Below are 23,131 nucleotides of genomic sequence, written 5' to 3'. Positions count from 1 at the left end.
CCGCTCAGCGCTCGAGGGTGAACGGCGCCTCCCGGATGCCGAACCGGTCGCGCAGCGCGGTGCGGGCGGCGAACCAGCCGTTCATGCCGTGGGTGGAGGGGCCCGGCGGCGTCGACGCCGAGCAGAGGTAGACGCCGGGCAGCGGCGTCCGCCAGGGCGTCGTCGAGAGCACGGGGCGCCGGGCGAGCGTGCCGACCGACACGATCCCGCCCATGATCTCGCCGCCCGGGTCGTTCGGGTTGTCGCGCCCGAGCTGCGCGGCGGAGCGTGAGGCCGATGCGAGCACCGTGTCGCGGAAGCCGGGTGCCGACGCCTCGATGACGTCCGCGATGAGCTCGGTCGGGTCGAGGTCCGAGCCCGCGGGCACGTGCGTGTACGCCCAGACCACGTGGCCGCCAGCGGGCGCCCGCGACGGGTCGGCGACGGTCGGCTGCGTGAGCAGCACGTACGGCCGCTCCGGCATCCGCCCGGCCGCGACGGCGGCCTCGGCCGCCACGATGTCCGCCCGGGTGCCGCCGAGGTGGACGGTCGGCGAGGAGCCGACGCGCGGGTCGGCCCAGGGCACGGGCGCGCTCGTGGCGAAGTCGGCCTTCGCGACGCCGTTCCCGCGCGGCCAGCGCTCGAGCGCGCGGGCGTAGCCGACCGGCAGCGACTCGCCGGCGAACGAGCGGAGGAAGGCGGGCGACGTGTCGAGCAGGGTCACCGTGCTCGGCTCGAGGTCGCCGAGCGAGGCGACTTCGGTGCCGAGCACGATCTCGCCGCCGCGATCGAGCAGGTCGGCGGCGAGGGCGTCGGCGATGGCCTGCGAGCCGCCGATCGGCAGCCCCCATCCGGTGGTGTGCCCGAGCGCGGCGAGCCACAGCCCGGCGCCGGCGGAGGCGGGTCCGGCGAGCGGGCCGACCGTGTGCGCCGCGAGGCCGGCGAACAGGGCCGGCCCGGCCGGCGTGCGGAACCCGGCGGAGGCCACCGCCTCCCAGCCCATCCGGAGCGAGCGGAGGCCGAACCGCGCCGCCGTGATCGGCCGCCGGGGCATCCGGAGCAGCTGCGAGCCGACGAAGTCCTGCAGGCCGTCCACGTCGTCGACGAGCGGGGCGAGCAGCCGGCGCCACGCGGGGCCGTCCTCGCCGAGCTCCGCGGCGGTCGTGGCGAGCGACCGGTAGCCGAGCGCCGCGCCGCCGCCGGGCAGCGGATGCGCGAAGCCGACCTCGGGAACGACGAACGGGACGCGGTCGGTGAGCCCCCACGAGCGGAAGAACGGGGAGGCCAGCGCGCCGGGGTGGACCGCCGAGCAGATGTCGTGGATGTACCCCGGAATCGTGAGCTCGGCGGACGACATCCCGCCGCCGACGTGGTCGGCGCGCTCGACGAGCCGCACGCGGAGGCCGGCCGCGGCGAGGGTGACGGCGGCGACGAGGCCGTTCGGCCCTGCCCCCACGACGGTCGCATCGATCATCGCATCCACGCTAGCCCTGGTGTATTAGTAGTCTCGCCCCGACTGGCCCGGAATGACACGCGGGGGGCATTTGACCCCAGTTCGGGGGTCAGCAGACCGGTATATCCCCGCTTTCGGGCCCCCATTCCGGGAGAGCGGTGCGGCGGCAGCGGTCGGTCGATCCATCTGCATCGATATTCGGGGTCAACCCCCGTTGACCCCCTTTCGCGGGCGGGGCTACAGTGAACCTCGCTTCGAACCCTGACGAAGCGTCAGCGCTTACCCGCACCACCCGAGCTCCATCGCTGACTTCCGCACCTGTACCCCGAGCAGGCAATCCCCTATGGACACGCACCCCGGCGTGTCTGCCGCTTCATGCCCCCGTCCCCGGCAGACGCGCGTCATCCCGCAGCACCCCAGCACCACCGCCCCCGCAGCCCCGGCGAATCGGATCATCCGATGAGCGAGGGGATCCAGAACCGTCTTCCGGTCGCGCACACCCGAATGCTCGACCGGTTCATCGACGGCGTCGAGGCCGGCGTCCGCACGCACCCGCAGCCGGCGGTCCCCGCCTGGCTGACCCGCCAGGTGCGATACCGGCGCGCCGCCGACCTCGTCGCCGTCGCACTCGGCATCTCCGCCGGCCTGCTGGCCGCGCGGATGGTGCCGGGCCTCGACGCCCCGCTCGAGACGCTCGACCTCGTCGTCGGCGCCGTGCTCGCGCTCGTCTGGTTCGCCGGTCTGCGCACCGGGCAGCCGGAGCGCCGCGCCGTCGCCACCGGGGGCACCGGCTGGCGCCGCGCCGCCGCGGTCACGCTCGGCGTCTTCGGCGCGCTCGCGCTCGCCGGCACCGTGGTGCCGATCGCCAGCACCCGTGCCCACGTGATCGTCGCGCTGCCGGTCGGCCTCGCCCTCCTGCTCCTCGGCCGCGTGCTGCTGCAGCGCCGCCTCGCCGCGCGCCGGAGCACCGGCGTCGACCTGGCGCGCGCCCTCGTCGTCGGCACGACCGCCGACATCGAGGCCGTGTCCGCGCAGCTCGCCCGCTCCCGCCGCCGCGACTACGTGGTCGCCGGCGTCGTCGTGATCGACGAGCCGCACACCGCCCTCCCGCTCGCCGGCGAGGACGTCGTCTTCACCGGACCCGACGCCGTGGCCGACGCGGTCGCCATCTCCGGCGCCGAGGTCGTGCTGCTCGCCACCGCCCCCGGCGACGGCGGGCGGTGGACGCAGGAGCTCGCCTGGCGCCTCGAGAGCACCGGCGCCGAGCTCGCCATCGCCACTCCGCTCGGCAGCGTCGCCGCCGTGCGCATGCGCCCCGGCCAGGTGGACGGCGTCGCGATGCTCCAGGTCGCCGCGCCGAGCTTCAGCGGCGTGCCGCTCGTCGCGAAGCGCGCCGTCGACATCGCCGTGTCGGGCACCGCGCTGCTGCTCCTCGCGCCGATCTTCGGCCTCATCGCCCTGCTCGTCCGCCTCGACAGCCGCGGCGGTGCGATCTTCCGCCAGCAGCGCGTCGGCCGCGACGGCGGCGCGTTCACGATGCTGAAGTTCCGCTCGATGGTGGCCACGGCCGAGGCCGACCGCGCCGCGCTCGAGGCCGCGAACGAGGGCGCCGGTCCGCTCTTCAAGCTGAAGCGCGACCCGCGGATCACCCGCGTCGGCGCCGTACTGCGCAAGTTCTCGCTCGACGAGCTGCCGCAGCTGTGGAACATCTTCGCCGGCGACATGAGCCTGGTCGGACCCCGCCCGCCGCTGCGGCGCGAGGTCGACGAGTACGAGCAGCACGTGCACCGCCGTCTGCTGCTCAAGCCGGGGCTCACCGGCGCCTGGCAGGTCAGCGGCCGCTCGGACCTCTCGTGGGACGAGAGCGTGCGGATCGACCTGTCCTACGTCGAGAACTGGAGCGTTCTCGGCGACCTGCACATCATCGCCCGCACCGTCGGGGTCGTCCTCAAGCCGAGCGGAGCCTACTGATGGCCGCCTCATCGATTCCCAGCCGCCTCGGCGTCGCCCGTCTCGGGCGGCGCCGCCCCGGCGTGATCCTGGCGGCGATGCTGTCGGTGCTCGCCGTCACGGCCACCCTCGTCATCGCCTGGGGCGTCGCCCCGGCGCTCGCCGCCGACCCGTGCGCGACGGCCACCAACAAGGTGCTGTGCGAGAACCAGAAGACCGGCACCGACCCGTCCCAGTGGGACATCGACGGCGCCGGCGACGCCACCATCCAGGGCTTCTCGACCGACATCAGCGTCAACGTCGGCTCGACGATCAAGTTCAAGATCGACACGAACGCCCGCGCGTACTCGATCGACATCTACCGCACCGGGTGGTACCAGGGCCTCGGCGCCCGCAAGGTCGCCACGGTCAGCCCGTCGGCCACGCTGCCGCAGACCCAGCCGCAGTGCCTCACCGACGTCTCGACCGAGCTGTACGACTGCGGCAACTGGGGCGTGTCCGCCTCGTGGGCCGTCCCGGCCGATGCGGTGTCCGGCGTCTACTTCGCGCTCCTGCGTCGCACCGACACGGGCGGCGTGAGCCAGATCGTCTTCGTCGTGCGCGACCAGGCGAGCCGCTCGGCGGTGCTGTTCCAGACCTCCGACCCGACCTGGCAGGCCTACAACACGTACGGCGGCTCGGACTTCTACCAGGGCGCCGCCAACGGCCGCGCCTACAAGCTGAGCTACAACCGCCCGGTCACCACGCGCGGCGACAACAACGGCCGCGACTTCTACTTCAGCTCCGAGTACGCGCAGGTGCGCTTCCTCGAGCGCAACGGCTACGACGTGAGCTACTTCAGCGGCGTCGACACCGACCGCTACGGCTCGCTGCTGACGAACCACAAGGTCTTCCTGTCGGTCGGCCACGACGAGTACTGGTCGACGGGGCAGCGCGCCAACGTCGAGGCGGCGCGCGACGCCGGCCTGAACCTCCAGTTCCTGTCCGGCAACGAGGTCTACTGGCACACCCGCTACGAGGCGTCCCCGGCGGATGCCTCGGGCGGCGGCTACCGCACGCTCGTCTCGTACAAGGAGACCTGGGCCAACGACAAGATCGACCCCACCTCGACCTGGACGGGCACCTGGCGCGATCCCCGGTTCGCCTCGAAGGCGAACGGCGGCAGCAACCCCGAGAACTCCCTCACCGGCACGATGTACATGGCCAACCACGACGACCTGCCGGTGACCGTCACGGCCCAGCAGGGCAAGACGCGGCTGTGGCGCGGCACGAGCCTGACGAGCCTCACCGGCACGCAGACCCAGGCGCTCGCGCAGCACACGATCGGCTACGAGTCGGACGAGGACGTCGACAACGGCTTCCGCCAGTCCGGGCTCATCCAGCTCTCGACCACGGTGGGCACGACGCCGGAGTACCTGCAGGACTACGGCAACAACGTCGCGCCCGGCACGACCACCCACCACCTGACGCTCTACAAGGCGGCCAGCGGGGCGCTCGTGTTCAGCGCGGGCTCGATCCAGTGGGCCTGGGGTCTCGACCAGGAGCACGACGGCGCCGGCGCCCCCGCCGACGTCCGGATGCAGCAGGCGCAGGTCAACCTGCTCGCCGACATGAGCGCGCAGCCCGGCAGCCTGATGACCGGCCTCGTGGCCGCGTCGAAGTCGACGGACACCACCGCGCCGACCGCGACGGTCACCTCGCCGGCGGCGAACGCGTCGATCGCGAACGGCACGGCCGTCACCGCGACCGGCACGGCCTCCGACGTCGGCGGCGTCGTCGCCGGCGTGGAGATCTCGGTCGACGGCGGCACCACCTGGCACCTGGCCACCGGCACCACGAGCTGGTCGTACAGCTACGTGCAGGGCGGCCTCGGCACGCAGACCATCAAGGTCCGCGCCGTCGACGACAGCGCGAACTACGCGACCGCCACGGTCGACCGCGCCGTCAACGTCACCGGCCCGTACACGACCTTCGGCAACGTGGTCCCCGCGGTGGCGGACTCCCTCGACGGCTCGGCCGTCGAGCTCGGCCTCCGCTTCACCCCGTCGACCAGCGGCTTCGTCACCGGCGTGCGCTTCTACAAGAGCGCGGCCAACACCGGCACCCACGTCGGCAGCGTCTGGGACGCGACCGGCGTGCGCCTCGGCGGCGGCACGTTCACCGGCGAGACGGCCAGCGGCTGGCAGCAGCTCAACCTGACCAACGCGATCGCGGTCACGGCCGGCACGAGCTACGTCGTGTCGTACACGGCGCCGAACGGCCACTACGCCGCGAAGGACGGCTACTGGGACTACCGGGGCCTCACCCAGGGTCCGCTGACGACCGTCGGCGGCTATGGCGCGCCCTCGCCCGGCGTCTACGGCAACCCCGGCCTGTTCCCGCAGAGCGACTTCGGCGGCACGAACTACTTCGTCGACGCGGTGTTCACGACGACCGACACGACGCCGCTCAGCGCGGGCAGCCAGTGGCCGCTCGCGGGCTCGACGAGCGTCCCGGTCAGCACGACCGTGTCGGCCGTGTTCAACCGCGCGCCGGCCACGTCGTCGCTCGCCCTGAAGGACTCGACCGGCGCGACCGTCGCCGGCACGAGCGCCTACAACGCGGCGAACCGCACGCTCACCTTCACGCCGACCTCCCCCCTGAACGGCTTCGTCGCCTACACCGCGACGATCACCGCGAAGGACTCGGCGGGCGCCTCGCTCGCCTCGGGCGGCTCGTGGACGTTCACGACGGCCAAGACGCCGACCACGGCGTGCCCGTGCGGCCTGTTCGACGACACGACGACGCCCGGCGTCCTCGAGGTCGCCGACCCGGTGGCGGTCACCCTCGGCGTGAACTTCACGACCCTCAAGGCCGGCACCATCACCGGCGTCCGCTTCTACAAGGGCGCGGGCAACACCGGCGTCCACACGGGCACCCTGTGGTCCGCCACCGGCACCAAGCTCGCCACGATCGCGTTCTCGAACGAGTCGACGGCCGGCTGGCAGACGGCGACGTTCTCGTCGCCCGTGACGGCGGCCGCCGGACAGGTGTTCACGGCGTCGTACCGCACGACGGTAGGCAAGTACTCCGCCACCTCGGGCGCGTTCTCCAGCGGCTTCACGAAGGGTCCGCTGCAGGTCGCGGCGAACGCCGGCGTGTACTCCTACGCCGACGCCTGGCCGAGCCAGGGCACCACGACGAGCTACCTCGTCGACCCGGTGTTCCTGCCGGCCGCGGCCTCCATCGCGCTCGTCTCGACGAGCCCGGCCAACGGCGCCACCGCCGTGAGCAGCGCGAGCACGATCGCGGCGACGCTCTCGGCGCCGGTCGCGAGCGGCTACTCGCTGACCGCGACGAGCGGCGGCACGGCGATCGCCGGCACCACGGCGCTCTCCACCGACGGGGCGACCATCGTGTTCACGCCGACCTCGGCCCTCCCGGCCGGCGCGACCGTGGCCGTGACGCTGAGCGGGGTGAAGAGCACGGAGGGCGCCACGCTCGCGACGCAGAACTGGTCCTTCGCCACGGCGACCGCCACCGGCACGAGCACGACGTCGACGCTCTTCGGAACGGAGACGCCGGCGGTGCTGGCGGCGACCGACGACTCCTCGGCGGTCGAGCTCGGCGTGTCCTTCACGCCGTCCTCGGCGGGCACGGTGACGGCCATCCGCTTCTACAAGGGATCGACCAACACCGGCATCCACGTCGGGCGCCTGTGGAGCTCCACCGGCACCCAGCTGGCGACGGTCACGTTCGCGAACGAGACCGCCACCGGATGGCAGACCGGGCTGCTCAGCTCCCCGGTCGCGCTGACCGCCGGCACCTCGTACGTCGTCTCCTACTACGCGCCGAACGGCAACTACTCGCACACCGGCAACTACTTCAGCTCGCCGAAGACGAGCGGGCCGCTCACCGCGGGCACGACCGGCAACGGCCGCTACCTGTACGCGACCGGCGGCGGGTTCCCGACGTACAGCTACGGCGCGACGAACTACTTCGTCGACGTCGTGTACTCGGTGCCCACCGGCTCGGGCGGCGGCACGACGCCGCCGCCGACGCCGGCCCCCACCGGCACCGGCGTGCACGGCACGGCCGACGTGCCGGCGAACGCCGCGTGGGATGACTCGAGCGCCCTCCAGGTGGGCATGCGGTTCACCTCCTCGGTGTCCGGCACGGTCAGCGCCATCCGCCTCTACGTCGGTCCGGGCAACACCGGTCCGCACCCGGTGACGCTGTGGCGCTCGTCCGACAGCGCGCAGCTCGCCACGGCCACGTCGACGACCGAGACCGCCTCCGGGTGGCAGACGATCGCGTTCAGCACGCCCGTCGCCATCCAGGCCGGCGTCGAATACCGTGCGACGGCATACCTGCCGGCCGGGCACTACTCGATCGACCTCAACGGCTACGCGGCGGCGAAGACCGTCGGGCCGCTGACGGTCCCGGACGGCGGCGGCGTCTACGCCTACGGCACCGGCTTCCCGTCGGCGATCGCGAACCACGACTACTGGGTCGACGTGATGTTCACGCCGAGCTCCTGACCTGCGCGGAGGACCGGGGCCCCGCCCGGTCCTCCCGCACCTGCACCGCCCACAACCGAACACACCGCACCACCCGAACCTCGAACCCGTCCCTTTGAGGAGCATCAGCATGACCACCCGAGCACTCCGGATCGCCGTCGTCGGCGCCGGCTACTGGGGGCCGAATCTGGCCCGCAACTTCCGAGGCAGCCCGCACTGGGAGCTCGCCGCCATCTGCGATCTCGACCGCGATCGCGCGACGCAGCTCGCCGACTCGCTCGGCGGCGTCCCGGTCCTGACCGACCTGGCCGACGTGCTGGCGGACGACGCGATCGATGCGATCGCCATCGCCACCCCGGCGCGCACCCACCACCCGATCGCGATGGCCGCGCTCCGCGCCGGCAAGCACGTCGTCGTCGAGAAGCCGCTCGCCGACAGCCGCGACCGCGCCCGCGAGATGGTCGAGGAGGCGGCCCGCCAGGGCCTCGTCCTCATGGCGGACCACACCTACTGCTACACGCCGGCCGTCAGCAAGATCCGCGAGCTGGTGCACGAGGGCATGCTCGGCGAGATCCTCTTCATCGACTCGGTGCGCATCAACCTCGGGCTGATCCAGCCCGACGTCGACGTGTTCTGGGACCTCGCCCCGCACGACCTCTCGATCATGGACTTCGTGCTGCCGGGCGGCCTCGACGTCGCGTCCGTCAGCGCCCAGGGCGCCGACCCGCTCGGCGCCGGCCGCTCCTGCGTCGGCTACCTGAGCATGCCGCTCCGCAACGGCGGCATGGCCCACGTGCACGTGAACTGGCTCAGCCCGACCAAGATCCGCCAGATGGTCATCGGCGGCACGAAGCGCACGCTCGTCTGGGACGACCTGAACCCGCAGCAGCGCATCAGCGTCTACGACCGCGGCGTCGACCTCGCCGAGCAGTCCGCGACCGCGAAGGCCGCCGCGTCGGCCGACCGCCGCGACGCGAACATCTCCTACCGCCTCGGCGACACCTGGTCGCCGGCCCTCCCCGAGCGGGAGGCGCTGTCGGCGATGGCCGAGGAGTTCGCCGCCGCGATCAACGGCAGGCGCGCGCCGCGCACCGACGGCCTCGCCGGCATGCGCGTCCTCTCGATCCTCGAGGCGTCCTCGCGCAGCCTCTCCGTCCACGGCGGCCCCGCCGCCGTCGACGCCGTGGTGGCCCCGGCCGCCCTGGGGCTGGCCTCGTGACCGCCGTCGCGGGCTCGCGCATCCTCGTCACCGGGGGCGCCGGCACCATCGGCTCCACGATCGTCGACCAGCTGCTCGAGGCGGGCGCCGCCCACGTCGACGTGCTCGACAACCTCGTCCGCGGCCGCCGCGGCAACCTGGAGGGCGCGCTGGCCACCGGCCGCGTCTCCCTGCACGAGGCGGACATCCGCGACCGCGAGGCGGTCCGCGAGCTGACCGCGGGGCAGGACATCGTCTACCACCAGGCCGCCATCCGCATCACCCAGTGCGCCGAGGATCCGCGCCTCGCGCTCGAGGTGCTCGTCGACGGCACGTTCAACGTCATCGAGGCCGCAGCGGAGCTCGGGGTCGGCAAGCTCGTCGCCGCCTCCAGCGCCTCCGTCTACGGCCTCGCCGAGCAGTTCCCGACCGGCGAGCGGCACCACCACCACAACAACGACACGTTCTACGGCGCCGCGAAGTCGTTCAACGAGGGCATGATCCGCAGCTTCCGGGCCATGACCGGTCTCGACTACGTGGTGCTGCGCTACTTCAACGTGTACGGCCCGCGCATGGACGTGCACGGCCTCTACACGGAGGTGCTCGTGCGCTGGATGGAGCGGATCGCGGACGGCAAGCCGCCGCTCATCTTCGGCGACGGGCTGCAGACGATGGACTTCGTCGTCGCGCAGGACATCGCCCGCGCGAACGTGCTGGCGGCCGAGAGCGACGTCGTCGAAGGCGTCTACAACATCGCGAGCGGCACGGAGACGAGCTTGCTCGAGCTCGCGCAGGCGCTGCTGCGGGTCATGGGATCCGACCTCGGCGTCGAGCACGGCCCGGAGCGCGCCGTGAACGGCGTGACCCGCCGCCTGGCCGACACCTCGGCCGCGACGGCGGACCTCGGCTTCACCGCCGGGATCGGCCTGGAGGAGGGCCTCCGCTCGCTCGTCGAATGGTGGGAGCCGCTCCGCGAGGAGATCTCGGCCGGTCGATCGGAGGGGGCAGCGTGAGCCGCGTCAACGTCATGAAGCCGTGGCTCGGCGAGGAGGAGGCCGCGGCCGTCGCCGAGGTCATCGCCTCCGGCTGGGTCGCCCAGGGGCCGCGGGTCGCCGCCTTCGAGGAGGCCTTCGCGGCCGCCGTCGAGGCGCCGTATGCGATCGCCACCTCGAACTGCACGACCGCGCTGCACCTCGCGCTCGTCGTCGCGGGCGTCGGGCAGGGCGACGACGTCGTCGTGCCGTCGTTCTCGTTCATCGCGACCGCGAACGCGCCGACCTACGTCGGCGCGCGCCCGGTGTTCGCCGACGTCGACCCGGTGTCCGGCAACGTGACCGCGGCGACGATCGCGACGGCGCTGACCCCGCGCACCCGTGCGGTGATCGTCGTCGACCAGGGCGGGCAGCCCGTCGACCTCGCGCCGATCCGCGCGCTCTGCGACCCGCTCGGCATCGTCGTGATCGAGGACGCCGCGTGCGGCGCCGGATCCACCTACCGCGGGCACCCGGTGGGTGCCGGCGCGGTGCTCTCGGCCTGGTCGTTCCACCCGCGCAAGCTGCTCACGACCGGCGAGGGCGGCATGCTGACCACGACCGATCCCGAATGGGCCGCGCGTGCGCGCCGGCTGCGCGAGCACGCGATGAGCGTCTCCGCCGCGGACCGCGCGTCGAGCGTGCTGGCGCCGCCGGAGCGGTACGGCGAGATCGGCTTCAACTACCGGATGACCGACCTCCAGGCCGCCGTCGGACTGGTGCAGCTCGGCCGGCTCCCCGCCATCGTCGCGCGCCGCCGCGAGCTCGCCGACCGCTACGCCCGGCTGCTCGCCGACGTCCCCGGACTCCGCCCCGTCGCGGACCCGGAGCACGGCACGAGCAACTTCCAGTCCTACTGGGTCGAGGTCGAGGAGGGCTTCCCCCTCGACCGCGAGGAGCTCATGGAGGCGCTGGCGGAGGCGGACATCTCGGCTCGCCGCGGCATCATGGCGGCCCACCGCCAGCCCGCGTACGTCGACCTCGACACCGGCCAGGTGCCGCTGCCGGCGACCGAGCGACTCACCGACCGCACGCTGATCCTGCCGCTGTTCCACCAGCTCACGGACGACGAGCAGGACCGCGTCGTCGCGGTGCTGCGCGCGGCCGCCTCGGTCGCGGCGGCCTGACGTGGACCGGGGGGTGCTGCTGCTGGCAGCAGGGGGTCTCGCCCGCGAGGTGATCGCCACGGGCGCCGTCGAGGGCGTCGTCGGGCTGCTCGACGACGACCCGGCGCGCCACGGCACGCGGGTCGGCGGCGTCGAGGTCATCGGCGCGATCGCCGACGCGGCCTGGCGCCGCGAGCGGCTGCTGGTGTGCGCCGGCCAGGGGGTCGCCCGGCGGGCGATCGTGGGCCGGCTCACCGGCCTCGGCGTGCCCGCGACCCGCTATGCGACCGCGGTGCACCCGCGTGCGGTGCTCGCCCAGGGCACCGAGGTCGGCCACGGCTCGATCGTGCTGCCGGGGGTCGTCGCGACCGCCGGCGTGCGGATCGGGGAGCACGTCGTGATCATGCCGAATGCGGTACTGACCCACGACGACGAGCTCGCCGACTACGCCACCCTGGCCGCCGGCGTGGCGCTCGGGGGCACCGTCAGGGTGGGCGAGGCCGCCTATCTCGGCATGAACTCCGCCGTGCGCCAGGGGCTGCGCATCGGTGCACATTCCACGATCGGCATGGGTGCGGCGGTGCTGTCGCACGTGCCGGATGACGAGATCTGGGCCGGCGTCCCCGCCCGCCGTCTCGTCGAGAAGGGTCTCCGATGAGCGAGATGCGGGTTCCGTTCCTCGACCTCGTGTCGCAGCAGGCCGAGGTCGCCGACGAGGTGCTGGCCGGCTGGCGCGAGCTGCTCGAGAGCGCCGGGTTCATCGGCGGCGAGCCCGTCGAGCGGTTCGAGCGCAGCTTCGCCGAGTACACCGGCGTCGAGCACTGCGTCGGCGTGGCCAACGGCACCGACGCCGTCGAGCTCGCGCTCCGCGCGGTCGGCGTCGGACCGGGCGACGAGGTGATCATCCCGGCGAACACGTTCATCGCGACGGCGGAGGCCGCCTCCCGCATCGGGGCGCGTCCGGTGTTCGTCGACGTCGATCCCGTCCACCTGCTCATCGACCCGGAGGCCGTCGAGGCGGCGGTCACCAGCCGCACGCGGGCCATCGTGCCGGTGCACCTCTACGGTCAGGTCGCCCCGGTCGAGCGGCTGATGCCGCTCGCCGAGCGCCTCGGCATCGCCGTCATCGAGGACGACGCGCAGGCGCAGGGCGCGACGTCGACCGCGGGCCGCGCGGGTGCGCTCGGCACGATCGCGGCGACGAGCTTCTATCCCGGCAAGAACCTCGGCGCGGCCGGCGACGCCGGCGCGGTGCTGACCGACGACCCCGAGCTGGCGCGCGTCGTGCGCGAGCTCGGCGCTCACGGCAGCGCGAGGAAGTACGTTCATGACCGGCTCGGCATGAACTCGCGGCTCGACGCCGTGCAGGCGGTCGCGCTGCAGGCGAAGCTCGCCCGGCTCGACGGCTGGAACGAGCTGCGCCGGGCGGCGGCGAGCCGCTATTCGAGACTCCTGGGCGACGTAGACGGTGTCGTCGCACCCGTGCCGCGGGACGGCAGCGCGGATGTGTGGCACCTCTACGTCGTCCAGGTCCCCGAGCGCGATCGCGTGCTCGCGGAGCTGAACGACGCCGGGATCGGCGCGGCCATCCACTACCCGACCCCGGTGCACCTGACCGGCGCCTACCGGGATGCGGGATGGCGCGAGGGCCAGTTCCCGGTGACGGAGAAGGCGGCCGGCCGCATCCTGTCGCTGCCGATGTTCCCGCACCTCACCGCGGGCGAGCAGGAGCTCGTGGTGCAGGCGCTGCGCGAGGTGGTCGGATCCCGATGAGCGAGCCGCCCGTCGTCTCGGTCGTCGTGCCCTGCTACAACTACGGCCGGTTCCTCGACACCTGCATCGCGAGCATCGTCTCCCAGGAGGGCGTGCGCGTCCGCGTGCTCGTCATCGACGACTGCTCGACCGACGACTCGGCCGCGACCGGCGAGCGGCTGGCGCGCGAGCACGAGCAGGTGGAGTTCCGCCGCCACGAGCGCAACGCCGGGCACATCGCCACCTACAACGAGGGCCTGCTCGGCTGGGCCGACGGCGACTACGTGACGCTGCTCAGCGCGGACGACGAGCTGACGCCCGGCTCGCTGGCGCGCTCCGTCGCGATCATGGAGCGCCACCCCGGCGTCGGCATGGTCTACGGCGGCATCGAGGAGTTCGGCGACGGCATCCCGTCTAAGACCACCTCGACCGGCCCGGTCGGCGATCGGATCGTGCCGCGGCGCGAGTGGCTGCGCAAGCGCGCCCTCGAGGCCGTCAACGTCGTCCCGACGCCCGGCACCGTGCTCCGAACGAGCGTGCAGCTCGACGCCGGCGGCTACGACCCGGTGCTCACCCACGCGGGCGACTTCGAGATGTGGCTCCGCGTCGCGGCGATCGCCGACATCGGCTACGTGCGCGGCGTTCCGCAGGGCCGCTACCGGCTGCACGACGCGAGCATGAGCTACGGCGTCTACCAGGACCGCTTCGCCGACATCCGCCAGCGCAAGCTCGTCTTCGACCACTTCTTCGAGCGCTACCCGGAGGCCGCGTCCGACGCCGGCATCGACACCGGGAAGGTGTACGCGGCGATGGCCGACCAGGCGCTGTGGTGGGCTTGCCGGCTCTACGAGAAGAGCGACCGGCCGGACCTCGACGAGGTGCGGCGCTGCGTCGACCTCGCGGCCGAGATGGTGCCGGACCACACCGCCCGGCCGGCATACCGGGCGCTCGAGCGCCGCCGCCGGCTCGGCGCCCCGTTCTGCCACCGCACGCAGCTGTTCGCCGGCACGGCGGTCGCGCGTCGCCTCGCGAACCGCCGCTGGTGGGCGCGCTGGCGGAGGTACGGCGGATGAGCGCCACCTCCGAGCTCGGTCACCGCGCCGCCTCCGGCGTGCTCTGGCTCACCGTGCAGAAGTGGCTCGTGCGCATCGCGAGCCTCGTCACGATCGCGATCCTCACCCGCTTCCTCAGCCCGGACGACTTCGGCACCGTCGCGGCGGCGACCACGGTGCTCCCGTTCTTCTACCTCATCAGCGACCTCGGCTTCGCGACCTACATCGCCCAGGCCGACGACCCGGACCGCCGGACGCTGAGCACCGGCTTCTGGTTCTCGCTCGCCGCCGGCGCGGCGCTCACGGCGGCGCTCGCGCTCGCCGCCCCGCTGTTCGGGCTCCTCTTCGACTCACCCGACTTCATCCCGGTGCTGCGGCTGCTCGCCCTCACCGTGCTGCTGACCGCGGCCGCGTCGGTGCCGACGGCGCTGCTCCGGCGGCGGCTGCAGTTCCGGGCGCTCGCGATCCAGGGGCTCGTCGCCTCGATCGTCGCCCAGGTCGTCGCCGTGGTGCTGGCGCTGACCGGCACCGGGGTGTGGGCGATCGTCGGCCAGACGCTCGCCTCGCAGCTGATCATGACGGTCCTCGCCTGCGTCGCGGCCCGCTGGCTGCCGGCGTGGATGTTCTCCTGGCCGCAGTTCCGCACCATGGTCGGCTTCGGCGCGAAGGTGCTCGGCATCGAGGCGGTCGCGATGGTGCGGGCCGCGGTCGAGGCCGCGATCATCTCGGCCTCGCTCGGGCTGACCGCGTTCGGCTTCCTCACCGTCGCCCGCCGCCTCATCCAGACGGTGCAGGAGCTCACCGGCTCCGCGCTGCTGCCGGTCACGACCGTGGCGTTCGCGCAGATCCGCGACTCCGCCGACCGCCTCGTCGCCGCCTACCTCCGCTCGCTCCGGATGACCTACGCGGTGATGTCGCCGCCGCTCGTGCTGCTGGCCGTCGCCTCCCCGCTCGTCATCCCGATCGTGTTCGGACCGGGGTGGGACGAGAGCTTCCGCGTCGCGCAGTTCCTCGCGCTCGCGGGCGCCGTGGTCGTGGGCGCCACGCTCGACAACGGGCTGTTCTACGGGCTCGGGCAGCCGGGGCGCTGGTTCGTCTACGGCCTCATCGTCGACATCGCGACGGTCGCGGCGACGGCGATCGCCGTCCACTTCGATCTCGTCGCGGTCGGCGTCGGCTTCCTCATCGTCGCGGTCGCGGCGACGCTCGGACGCTGGGTGCTCGTGGCCTCGGTCATCCGCATCCCGGTGCGCCGGGTCGCGGGTCCGTTCCTGTACCTCACCGTCACCGTGCTCGCGAGCGGCGCCGCCGGCCTCGGCGTGCTGCTCGTGACGGAGCCGCTCCTGCCGATCGTGCGGGTCGTGCTGGCCGGGCTCGGGGTGCTGGCGGTGCACGCCGGCGTCTCCGCGCTGCTCGCGCGCCCCGTGTACGGCGACCTCGCCGGGCTCGCATCCCGCCTGCTTCGCCGGTCGCGTCGCACCGCCGGCGGCACCGCGGACGACGAGCCGGCCCCGCCGGCCGGCGCCGTCCCCGCCGTCGACACCGCCTCCCCCCTGGAGACGGCCGCGCCGGTGGTGCCCGTCGAGCCGCGCCGACTGGACGTGACCCCGTGAGCGGGCTCGTGTCGAAGCTCCGCCGCGCCGTCGCGGTCGGCCCGCGGGGGCTCGCGCAGCGCGCCGCCCAGCGCGCGTACCGCTCCACCGAGGCCGACGACCTGCTCTTCAACCTCGACCCGCGCGACCTGCTCACCGGCATCCCCGCCTCGCTGCCGGAGCCGGCGGAGCGGCCGGCCGCCGGGGATCCGCTCGTCGTCGGCTGGGTCACCACCCCGCCCGCCCCGGGATCCGGCGGCCACACCACCCTGTTCCGCATCGTGCAGGCCGTGGAGGCAGCCGGGCACACCTGCGTGCTCTATCTCTACGACAAGCACGGGCTCGACGTCGCGCGGCTCACGGCGGTCATCCGCGAGCACTGGCCCCACATCTCCTGCGAGGTGCGCGACGCCCGCGCCGGCATCGAGGGCGTCGACGCCGTCGTCGCGACCTCGTGGGAGTCGACGCACGTGATCGTGCGGTACGGCTCGGCGCCGATGCGCCGGCTCTACTTCATCCAGGACTACGAGCCCTACTTCTACGCGCACGGCGCCGAGTACGAGTTCGCGGCGATGACCTACCGGCTCCCCTTCCGCCGCATCGCCCTGGGCGAGATGCTCGACGAGATGATCCGACGCGAGACGGGGCTGCCGAACGACGTCGTGCCGTTCGGCGCGGACTCGGCGGCCTACCACCCGCCGGCGCCGCCCGTCGCGCGCCGGGGCATCGTGTTCTTCTCGCGGCCGGACTTCCCGCGCCGCGGCTACCGGCTCGCCGCGGTGGCGCTGCGGCTGTTCCACGAGCGCCACCCGGAGCACGAGATCCACGTCTACGGCGCCCCGCCCCGCGGGCTCGACGTGCCCTTCACCTTCCACGGACGGCTGACGAGCGCGCAGCTCAACGACCTCTACGGCCGCACCATCACGGGCCTCGCGATGTCGTTCACGAACATCACGCTGGTCGCCGAGGAGATGCTCGCGGCGGGCAGCATCCCCGTCCTCAACGACCTGGAGCTCGCCCGGCTCGTGCTGACGAGCCCCTACGCACGCTGGGCGGCGCCGACCGCCCAGGCCTTGGCCGACGAGCTCAGCGCCGCCGTCGAGCAGGCGGATGTCGACGGGATCGCGGCGCAGGCCGCGGCGTCCGTGACCGGCCGCTCCTGGGAGCCCACGCGCGCGGCCGTGCTGCGCATCATCGAGAACGAGGTGTACGGATCATGACCACCACGGCGAACACCGGCCCGCACGTCCTCATCATCGTGCAGAACCTGCCCGTGCCCCTCGACCGCCGGGTCTGGCTCGAGTGCCAGGCGCTGCTCGCACGCGGCTACCGCGTCAGCGTCATCTGCCCGAAGGGACCGGGCGACCCGGCGCGGCAGCGGATCGACGGCGTGCACATCTACAAGTACAGGCCCGCTCCGGAGGCGAAGGGGCTGCTCGGCTTCGTGTGGGAGTTCGCGTACAGCTGGGTGCGCACGGCCTTCCTGTCGCTCGCCGTCTGGGGTCGGGAGCCGTTCCAGGTGCTGCAGGCCTGCAACCCGCCGGACACCTACTGGCTGCTCGCGCTGCTCTGGCGCCCGCGCGGGGTGAAGTTCGTGTTCGACCACCACGACCTCAACCCGGAGCTGTTCATCTCGCGCTTCGGCGTGCCGAAGGGGCTCGGCAAGCGCATCCAATACGCCGGACTGAAGTGGCTCGAGCGCCGCACCTTCCGGGCCGCGCAGCGGATCACCTCGACCAACGAGTCGTACAAGGCCGTCGCGGTGCGCCGCGGCGACCGCCGGCCGGACGAGGTCACGGTCGTGCGCAGCGGTCCCGACACCCGCGAGATGCGCCCGATCTACCCGGAGCGCCCGCGCCCGGTCGACACGGTCACGCTCGCCTACCTCGGCATCATGGGCCCGCAGGACGGGGTCGACCAGGTGCTGCTCGTCATGGACGAGCTGGTGCACCGTCGCGGCCGCACGAACGTGCGCGCGACCCTGCTCGGCTTCGGCGACTGCCTCGAGGACCTCAAGCGGCAGTCGACCGAGCTCGGCCTCGACGACCACGTCACCTTCACCGGCCGGGTCGACCGCGTCGCGATCGCGGAGCACCTCAGCGCCGCGGACATCGGGCTCTGCCCCGACCTGAAGACGCCGCTCAACGACGTCTCCACGATGAACAAGACGATGGAGTACATGTCCTACGGGCTGCCGGCGGTGTCGTTCGACCTCGTCGAGACCCGCGTCTCGGGCGCCGACACGCTCCTCTACGTGCCGTCGGGCGACGTCGCGGCGTTCGCGGATGCGGTCGAGCGGCTCGTCGACGACCCGCGGCTGCGCACGGACCTCGGCCGCGCCGGGCGCGAGCGCGTCTCGACGCAGCTGGACTGGCGCCCGCAGGCCGAGGCGTACGTCGCGGTCTTCGACGACGTCTCCGGGTTCTCGCAGCCCGGGCCCGCCGTGCCCGACACCGGCGAGCGCCGCACCGTCGACGCGCAGGGCCGCCGCTATGTCGACCTCGACGACGCGGCCGAGTTCGACCGCTATCTTCGCGAGCGGAGGGCCCCGTGACGACGATCCGCACGAGCGTGCACCACCTGCTCGAGCAGGCGGCATCGGCGACCCCGGACGCGCCCGCGCTGACGTTCAAGGCCGACACCGCGACGTACGCCGGCCTCTGGCGCGACGTCCGCGCCGCGGCCGCCCAGCTCCGCGAGCTCGGGCTCGTGCGCGGCGACCGGGTGGCGATCTCGCTGGAGAAGCGGATCGAGCTCGTCGTCGCGATGTTCGCGACCTCGCTCGCCGGCGGCGTCTTCGTGCCGGTGAACCACATCCTCAAGCCGCCGCAGGTCGGGCACATCGTGGTCGACAGCGGCGCGCGGTTCCTCGTCACCTCCGCGGACCGCGTCGGCCAGCTCGGCCCGCTGCTCGCCGACGGCCCGATCGAGCAGGTGCTGCTCGTCGGCGGCGCGGCCGCGGCCGCGCTCCCGAGCGCGCCGGTGCCGGTCGCCGCCCTGCGCGCCGGCGGGGAGGCGGGCGCCGCGCCGTCCGACTCCGTCCCGTCGCCGGCGATCGACCTCGATCCGGCCGCCATCCTGTACACCTCGGGCAGCACGGGGCGCCCGAAGGGCGTCGTGCTGAGCCACCGCAACCTCATCGTCGGCGCCGAGAGCGTGAGCGGCTACCTCGGCAACACGAGCGACGACGTCATCCTCAGCGTCCTGCCGCTGAGCTTCGACGCCGGCCTGAGCCAGGTCACCACGGCCTTCGCGGTCGGGGCGCACTGCGTGCTCATGAACTACCTGCTGCCGCGCGACGTGCCGAAGCTCGCCGCGCAGCACGGGGTCACCGGCATCACCGGCGTGCCGCCGCTGTGGCTGCAGATCGCCGGCGTCGACTGGCCCGCCGAGGCGGCGGCGCGCATCCGCTACTGGGCGAACACGGGCGGGCGGATGCCCCGCACGCTGCTCGACCGCCTCCGCGCGGTCTTCCCGGCCGCCGATCCGTACCTCATGTACGGGCTGACCGAGGCGTTCCGCTCGACCTATCTCGACCCGGCGGAGGTGGACCGCCGCCCCGACTCGATCGGCAAGGCGATCCCGAACGCGGAGATCCTCGTGCTCCGGCCGGACGGCACCCGCTGCGGTCCCGGCGAGGAGGGCGAGCTCGTGCACCGCGGCGCGCTCGTCGCCCTCGGCTACTGGAACGACCCGGAGCGCACCGCCGAGCGCTACCGGCCGCTCCTGCACGAGGGGCAGCCGTGGCGCGCCCCGGAGCTGGCGGTCTGGTCCGGCGACACGGTCGTCGCCGACGAGGAGGGCTTCCTCTTCTTCGTCGGCCGCACGGACGACATGATCAAGACGTCGGGCTACCGCGTCAGCCCGAGCGAGATCGAGGAGGCGGCGTATGCGACGGGCCTCGTGCGCGACGCCGTGGCGCTCGGCGTCGAGGAGGTCGGCATCGGGCACCGCATCGTGCTCGTCGCGACCGGCCACGACGGCGAGCTCGACACCGCGGCCGTGCTCGGCGCGATGCGGCAGGCGCTGCCGATGTACATGGTCCCGTCCCGCATCGACGCGCGCGACGAGCTGCCGCGCTCGCCGAACGGCAAGTTCGACCGCACCCTGCTGAAGACCGAGGTATCCGCATGAAGCCCTCCGAGCACGTCGCCGCCTTCGGGACGGTCGACGGCGAGCTGCGCGTCGGCGGGATGCCGCTGAGCCGGCTCGCCGCCCGCGTCGGCTCGACCCCGTTCTTCGCGTACGACCGCGGCCTCCTCGACGCGCGCGTCGACCGGCTTCGGGCGGAGCTGCCCGACCGGGTCGAGCTGAGCTACGCCATGAAGGCGAACCCGATGCCCGCGGTCGTGCAGCACCTCGCGACCCGCGTCGACCGCATCGACGTCGCCTCAGCCCTCGAGATGCAGGCGGCGCTCGACTCGACGATCCGCCCGGAGCGGGTCAGCTTCGCCGGCCCCGGCAAGGCGCCCGCGGAGATCCGCCAGGCGGTCGCCGCCGGCATCATCGTCGAGGTCGAGTCGACGACCGAGATCCGCCGCGTGCTCGCCGCCGGCGACGAGCTCGGCGTGACCCCGACCGTCGCGATCCGCGTGAACCCGGACTTCGCGGTGAAGGGCTCCGGCATGCGGATGGGCGGCGGCCCGCAGCAGTTCGGGATCGACGCCGAGGTGGTGCCCGACGTGCTCCGCGAGTTCGGGTCGTCGGGCCTCGACATCCTCGGCTTCCACGTCTTCGCCGGCTCGCAGAACCTCAACGCCGAGATCATCGCGGAGGCGCAGCGCCGTACCGTCGATCTCGTCGCCTCCCTCGCGGAGCACCTGCCGACCCCGGTGCGCTACCTCAACCTCGGGGGCGGCTTCGGCATCCCGTACACCGAGCGGGACCAGCCGCTCGACCTGCCCGCGGTGGCCGCGGAGCTCGCCGCGCTGGTGGAGGGGCCGATCGCCGAGCGGCTGCCCGAGGCGACGCCGGTCATCGAGCTCGGCCGCTACCTCGTCGCCGAGTGCGGCGTCTACGTCGCGAAGGTGCTCGACCGCAAGATCTCCCGCGGCCGCACCTACCTCGTCGTCGACGGCGGCATGCACCACCAGCTCGCGGCGTCCGGCAACTTCGGCCAGGCCATCCGGCGCAACTACCCGCTCGTCGTCGGCAACCGCGCCGACGTGCCCACCGACGAGCAGGCCACCGTCGTCGGCTGCCTCTGCACGCCGCTCGACCTGCTCGGCGACGACATCGCCCTGCCGGAGGCGCAGATCGACGATCTCGTCGTGATCTTCCAGCAGGGCGCCTACGGCCTCACCGCCAGCCCGACCGCCTTCCTCGGCCACCCTGCTCCGGCAGAGGTGCTCGTCTGACCCGCCGCCCGCCGCCACCACCGACCTCCGACCTCCGAACGGACCGACCATGACCGACTCCCTCGACGCCGTGCGCGGCGTGCTCATCGACTCCCTCGAGCTGTCGCAGCAGCCCGACGACCTCCAGCGCGACACCGCGCTGTTCGGCGCCCTGCCCGAGCTCGACTCGTTCGGCGTCGTGCAGCTCGTCGCCGGCCTCGAGGAGCGCTTCGACTTCACGATCGACGACGACGACTTCGGCGCCGAGATGTTCGAGACGGTCGGCACGCTGACCGACTACGTCGACGCGCGGCTCGCCGCGGGCTGATGACATGACCTCCGCCGCTCCCCTTCCCGGCTTCCTCGCCGGCGGCGCCGGCGCCGACCGGGTCGCCGCGGCGGTCGGCGCCGACTCCCGCATCGCATGCGGCCCCCTGGCGCTGAGCTCCTGGGGCTTGGACCCGGTGGCGTCCGACCCCGGCGTGCGCATCCTGTCGCGCGTCGTCCGCACCAGCGAGGGCGCCGTCCCCGCCCCCGTGGTCGCCGGGGAGCTCGCCGCGGATCCCGCGGCCCTCGGCCGCCTGCTGCCGCCGTTCGCCGCGGTGCGCGGCGACGACGCGGGGGTCACGATGGTGGCCGACTCGATGGGGTTCCGGCAGCTGTACCACTCCGCGTCCGGGGCGGACGGCGAGGCGGTGCTGTCGACGTCCGCGCTGCTCGCGGGCCGGGTCGTCGGCCGCGGGCTCGACGACGCCGCGGTCGCGGTGCAGTCGCAGCTCGGCTGGCAGCTCGGACGCCGCACGCTCAGCGCCGGCGTCGAGAAGCTCGCCGCGGGGGCGGTCGCGCGGCTCGACGCGTCCGGCGTCGCAATCGCCGAGGCCGAGGCGCCGGATGCCGAGCCGATCGGATTCGAGGAGGCCGTGCGGGAGTCCGCGCGGCTGCTCCGCGCGTCGCTGTCCGCCCTGCTCGACGAGCAGCCCGACGCGGTGCTCCAGCTGACCGGCGGGCAGGACTCCCGCATCCTGCTCAGCGCCGTGCCGCCGGCACGGCGCCGCGGGCTGCGGGCGATGACGCTCGGCATCCCGGGCGACGGCGACGTCGAGGTCGCCGCCGGCATCGCCGACCGCTGCGGCCTGCGGCACGAGGTGCACGGGCTCGGCGGACTCGACGCGATCGGCCCCGAGGAGGCGTGGCGGCGCACGCTGGCCGCCGCCGCGGAGCTCGACGCGATGTCCGATCCGGTGGCGCTGGCCGCGCTCGGCGCCGCGGAGTCCGCGTTCGAGCAGGGGGTGCGGATCTCCGGCCTCGGCGGCGAGGTCGCCCGCGGCTTCTACTACGTCGGCCGCGTCGACGACCGGCCGACCACCCGCCGCGACGCGCTCCAGCTCGCCGCCTGGCGGATGTTCGTGAACGAGGCCGTCGAGTCGGGCGCGCTGGCCGAGGAGTTCGCGGGCTGGGCGCGCTCGACGGCGGAGGAGGCGGCGTTCGCGGCGCTCGACGGCGGCGGCCCCGAATGGTTCCGCGCGACCGACGCGCTGTACCTGCGCCACCGCATGCAGCGCTGGGCCGGGGTGACCGACACCGCGGTCGGCTACCGCCGGGTCGTCGTCAACCCGATGCTCGACGAGCGCTTCCTCGCGATCGCCGGCCGGCTGGCCCCGCGGGACAAGGCGCACTCGAGGTTCCTCGCGGCGCTGCAGATGGAGCTCGACCCGGAGCTCGGCCGGATGCCGCTCGAGGGTCGCCCCGCGCCCGTCGCGTACGTCGAGTCGGGGGTGCGCAGCTCGCTGGGACGCAGCCTCAGCACCGTGCGGAAGGCAGGCCGCAAGGTGGCCCAGCGGGTGCGCCGCGGCAACCGCGCTCCGGCCGGCGGCACGGTGCTCGCGAGCCGCGTCGCCGAGCACTGGCGGGCGCATCCGGAGCTGCTCGACCGCGACGTGCTGCGCCCGTATCTGCGGTCGTCCTGGATCGACGAGGTGCTCACTGGGCGCGTCGAACCGCGGGCGAGCTCGGTCGCGTTCGCCGCGAATCTGCTCTCCGCGAGCCCCTAGGCCCCCCGAACGGGGGTCACATGAAAAAACCCTGGGAATCTTTATCGAACTGTAAGGAAATCAGGGGCACCCCTGTTCCGGGGTGTTGCAGTGCGTCCGGGCGCCCCCTATCAATGGGAACGGCCGAAGCTC

At 73.5% G+C, this 23,131-nt stretch carries 16 protein-coding genes; 15 read left to right on the top strand and 1 reads right to left on the bottom strand.

Going from position 1 to position 23,131, the window contains the following annotated elements; translation table 11 throughout:
* Nucleotides 1–4: 4 nt before the first annotated feature.
* On the bottom strand, nt 5–1,453 hold the full coding sequence (locus tag AC1RSJ_RS15255; protein WP_493119291.1) for a phytoene desaturase family protein: 1,449 nt from the start codon (nt 1,451–1,453) through the stop codon (nt 5–7).
* Nucleotides 1,454–1,891: 438 nt separating this feature from the next.
* Here AC1RSJ_RS15255 and AC1RSJ_RS15250 point away from each other — a divergent pair, with 438 nt between their 5' ends.
* From AC1RSJ_RS15250 to AC1RSJ_RS15180, 15 genes are all read left to right on the top strand, one after another.
* The gene (locus tag AC1RSJ_RS15250; RefSeq protein WP_493119290.1) at nt 1,892–3,403 is read left to right on the top strand and encodes a sugar transferase; all 1,512 of its coding nucleotides are present in this window, start codon (nt 1,892–1,894) and stop codon (nt 3,401–3,403) included.
* A 77-nt stretch (nt 3,404–3,480) separates the two neighbouring features.
* Nucleotides 3,481–7,902 (top strand): DUF4082 domain-containing protein, encoded by a 4,422-nt coding sequence (locus AC1RSJ_RS15245; protein ID WP_493119309.1) that lies wholly within the window; start codon nt 3,481–3,483, stop codon nt 7,900–7,902.
* Between the two features lie 109 nt (nt 7,903–8,011).
* Complete coding sequence (locus tag AC1RSJ_RS15240; RefSeq protein WP_493119289.1) at nt 8,012–9,100, top strand: Gfo/Idh/MocA family protein; 1,089 nt, start codon at nt 8,012–8,014, stop codon at nt 9,098–9,100.
* Nucleotides 9,097–10,092: an NAD-dependent epimerase/dehydratase family protein gene (locus AC1RSJ_RS15235; RefSeq protein WP_493119288.1), complete on the top strand. Its 996-nt coding sequence runs from the start codon at nt 9,097–9,099 to the stop codon at nt 10,090–10,092. The genes AC1RSJ_RS15240 and AC1RSJ_RS15235 overlap by 4 nt, the downstream gene beginning before the upstream one ends.
* Before the next feature lie 14 nt (nt 10,093–10,106).
* Nucleotides 10,107–11,237 (top strand): DegT/DnrJ/EryC1/StrS family aminotransferase, encoded by a 1,131-nt coding sequence (locus AC1RSJ_RS15230; protein ID WP_493119308.1) that lies wholly within the window; start codon nt 10,107–10,109, stop codon nt 11,235–11,237.
* A gap of 1 nt (nt 11,238) precedes the next feature.
* A complete protein-coding gene (locus AC1RSJ_RS15225; protein ID WP_493119287.1) occupies nt 11,239–11,874 on the top strand; it encodes a NeuD/PglB/VioB family sugar acetyltransferase in 636 nt (211 codons plus the stop codon).
* Nucleotides 11,871–12,989: a DegT/DnrJ/EryC1/StrS family aminotransferase gene (locus AC1RSJ_RS15220; RefSeq protein WP_493119286.1), complete on the top strand. Its 1,119-nt coding sequence runs from the start codon at nt 11,871–11,873 to the stop codon at nt 12,987–12,989. The genes AC1RSJ_RS15225 and AC1RSJ_RS15220 overlap by 4 nt, the downstream gene beginning before the upstream one ends.
* On the top strand, nt 12,986–14,041 hold the full coding sequence (locus tag AC1RSJ_RS15215; protein ID WP_493119285.1) for a glycosyltransferase family 2 protein: 1,056 nt from the start codon (nt 12,986–12,988) through the stop codon (nt 14,039–14,041). Before AC1RSJ_RS15220 ends, AC1RSJ_RS15215 begins: the two co-directional genes overlap by 4 nt.
* A complete protein-coding gene (locus tag AC1RSJ_RS15210; RefSeq protein ID WP_493119284.1) occupies nt 14,038–15,633 on the top strand; it encodes an oligosaccharide flippase family protein in 1,596 nt (531 codons plus the stop codon). The genes AC1RSJ_RS15215 and AC1RSJ_RS15210 overlap by 4 nt, the downstream gene beginning before the upstream one ends.
* Nucleotides 15,630–16,832, top strand: a complete 1,203-nt coding sequence (locus tag AC1RSJ_RS15205) for a rhamnosyltransferase WsaF family glycosyltransferase (RefSeq protein WP_493119283.1) — start codon at nt 15,630–15,632, stop codon at nt 16,830–16,832. Before AC1RSJ_RS15210 ends, AC1RSJ_RS15205 begins: the two co-directional genes overlap by 4 nt.
* Nucleotides 16,829–18,166 (top strand): glycosyltransferase family 4 protein, encoded by a 1,338-nt coding sequence (locus tag AC1RSJ_RS15200; protein WP_493119282.1) that lies wholly within the window; start codon nt 16,829–16,831, stop codon nt 18,164–18,166. Before AC1RSJ_RS15205 ends, AC1RSJ_RS15200 begins: the two co-directional genes overlap by 4 nt.
* Complete coding sequence (locus tag AC1RSJ_RS15195; RefSeq protein WP_493119281.1) at nt 18,163–19,746, top strand: acyl-CoA ligase (AMP-forming), exosortase A system-associated; 1,584 nt, start codon at nt 18,163–18,165, stop codon at nt 19,744–19,746. Before AC1RSJ_RS15200 ends, AC1RSJ_RS15195 begins: the two co-directional genes overlap by 4 nt.
* Nucleotides 19,743–20,969: a pyridoxal-dependent decarboxylase, exosortase A system-associated gene (locus AC1RSJ_RS15190; protein ID WP_493119280.1), complete on the top strand. Its 1,227-nt coding sequence runs from the start codon at nt 19,743–19,745 to the stop codon at nt 20,967–20,969. Before AC1RSJ_RS15195 ends, AC1RSJ_RS15190 begins: the two co-directional genes overlap by 4 nt.
* A 49-nt stretch (nt 20,970–21,018) precedes the next feature.
* Nucleotides 21,019–21,276, top strand: coding sequence for an acyl carrier protein (locus AC1RSJ_RS15185; protein ID WP_493119279.1), 258 nt, complete (start codon nt 21,019–21,021; stop codon nt 21,274–21,276).
* A 4-nt stretch (nt 21,277–21,280) separates the two neighbouring features.
* The gene (locus AC1RSJ_RS15180) at nt 21,281–22,999 is read left to right on the top strand and encodes a hypothetical protein (protein WP_493119278.1); all 1,719 of its coding nucleotides are present in this window, start codon (nt 21,281–21,283) and stop codon (nt 22,997–22,999) included.
* The last annotated feature ends 132 nt before the right edge of the window (nt 23,000–23,131 follow it).

Source organism: Schumannella sp. GW821-FHT10F01 (assembly GCF_058809295.1).
The sequence above is the reverse complement of the archived record's forward strand: the minus strand, read 5'-3'. Positions and strand labels throughout refer to the sequence as shown.

Bases quoted from the DNA above. Each gene is read 5' to 3' on its own strand.
- AC1RSJ_RS15250 (WP_493119290.1), top strand. From the start codon at position 1,892: ATGAGCGAGGGGATCCAGAACCGTCTTCCGGTCGCGCACACCCGAATG.
- AC1RSJ_RS15230 (WP_493119308.1), top strand. From the start codon at position 10,107: ATGAAGCCGTGGCTCGGCGAGGAGGAGGCCGCGGCCGTCGCCGAGGTC.
- AC1RSJ_RS15245 (WP_493119309.1), top strand. From the start codon at position 3,481: ATGCTGTCGGTGCTCGCCGTCACGGCCACCCTCGTCATCGCCTGGGGC.
- AC1RSJ_RS15220 (WP_493119286.1), top strand. From the start codon at position 11,871: ATGAGCGAGATGCGGGTTCCGTTCCTCGACCTCGTGTCGCAGCAGGCC.
- AC1RSJ_RS15210 (WP_493119284.1), top strand. From the start codon at position 14,038: ATGAGCGCCACCTCCGAGCTCGGTCACCGCGCCGCCTCCGGCGTGCTC.
- AC1RSJ_RS15180 (WP_493119278.1), top strand. From the start codon at position 21,281: ATGACCTCCGCCGCTCCCCTTCCCGGCTTCCTCGCCGGCGGCGCCGGC.
- AC1RSJ_RS15185 (WP_493119279.1), top strand. From the start codon at position 21,019: ATGACCGACTCCCTCGACGCCGTGCGCGGCGTGCTCATCGACTCCCTC.
- AC1RSJ_RS15215 (WP_493119285.1), top strand. From the start codon at position 12,986: ATGAGCGAGCCGCCCGTCGTCTCGGTCGTCGTGCCCTGCTACAACTAC.
- AC1RSJ_RS15200 (WP_493119282.1), top strand. From the start codon at position 16,829: ATGACCACCACGGCGAACACCGGCCCGCACGTCCTCATCATCGTGCAG.
- AC1RSJ_RS15255 (WP_493119291.1), bottom strand. From the start codon at position 1,453: ATGATCGATGCGACCGTCGTGGGGGCAGGGCCGAACGGCCTCGTCGCC.
- AC1RSJ_RS15190 (WP_493119280.1), top strand. From the start codon at position 19,743: ATGAAGCCCTCCGAGCACGTCGCCGCCTTCGGGACGGTCGACGGCGAG.
- AC1RSJ_RS15240 (WP_493119289.1), top strand. From the start codon at position 8,012: ATGACCACCCGAGCACTCCGGATCGCCGTCGTCGGCGCCGGCTACTGG.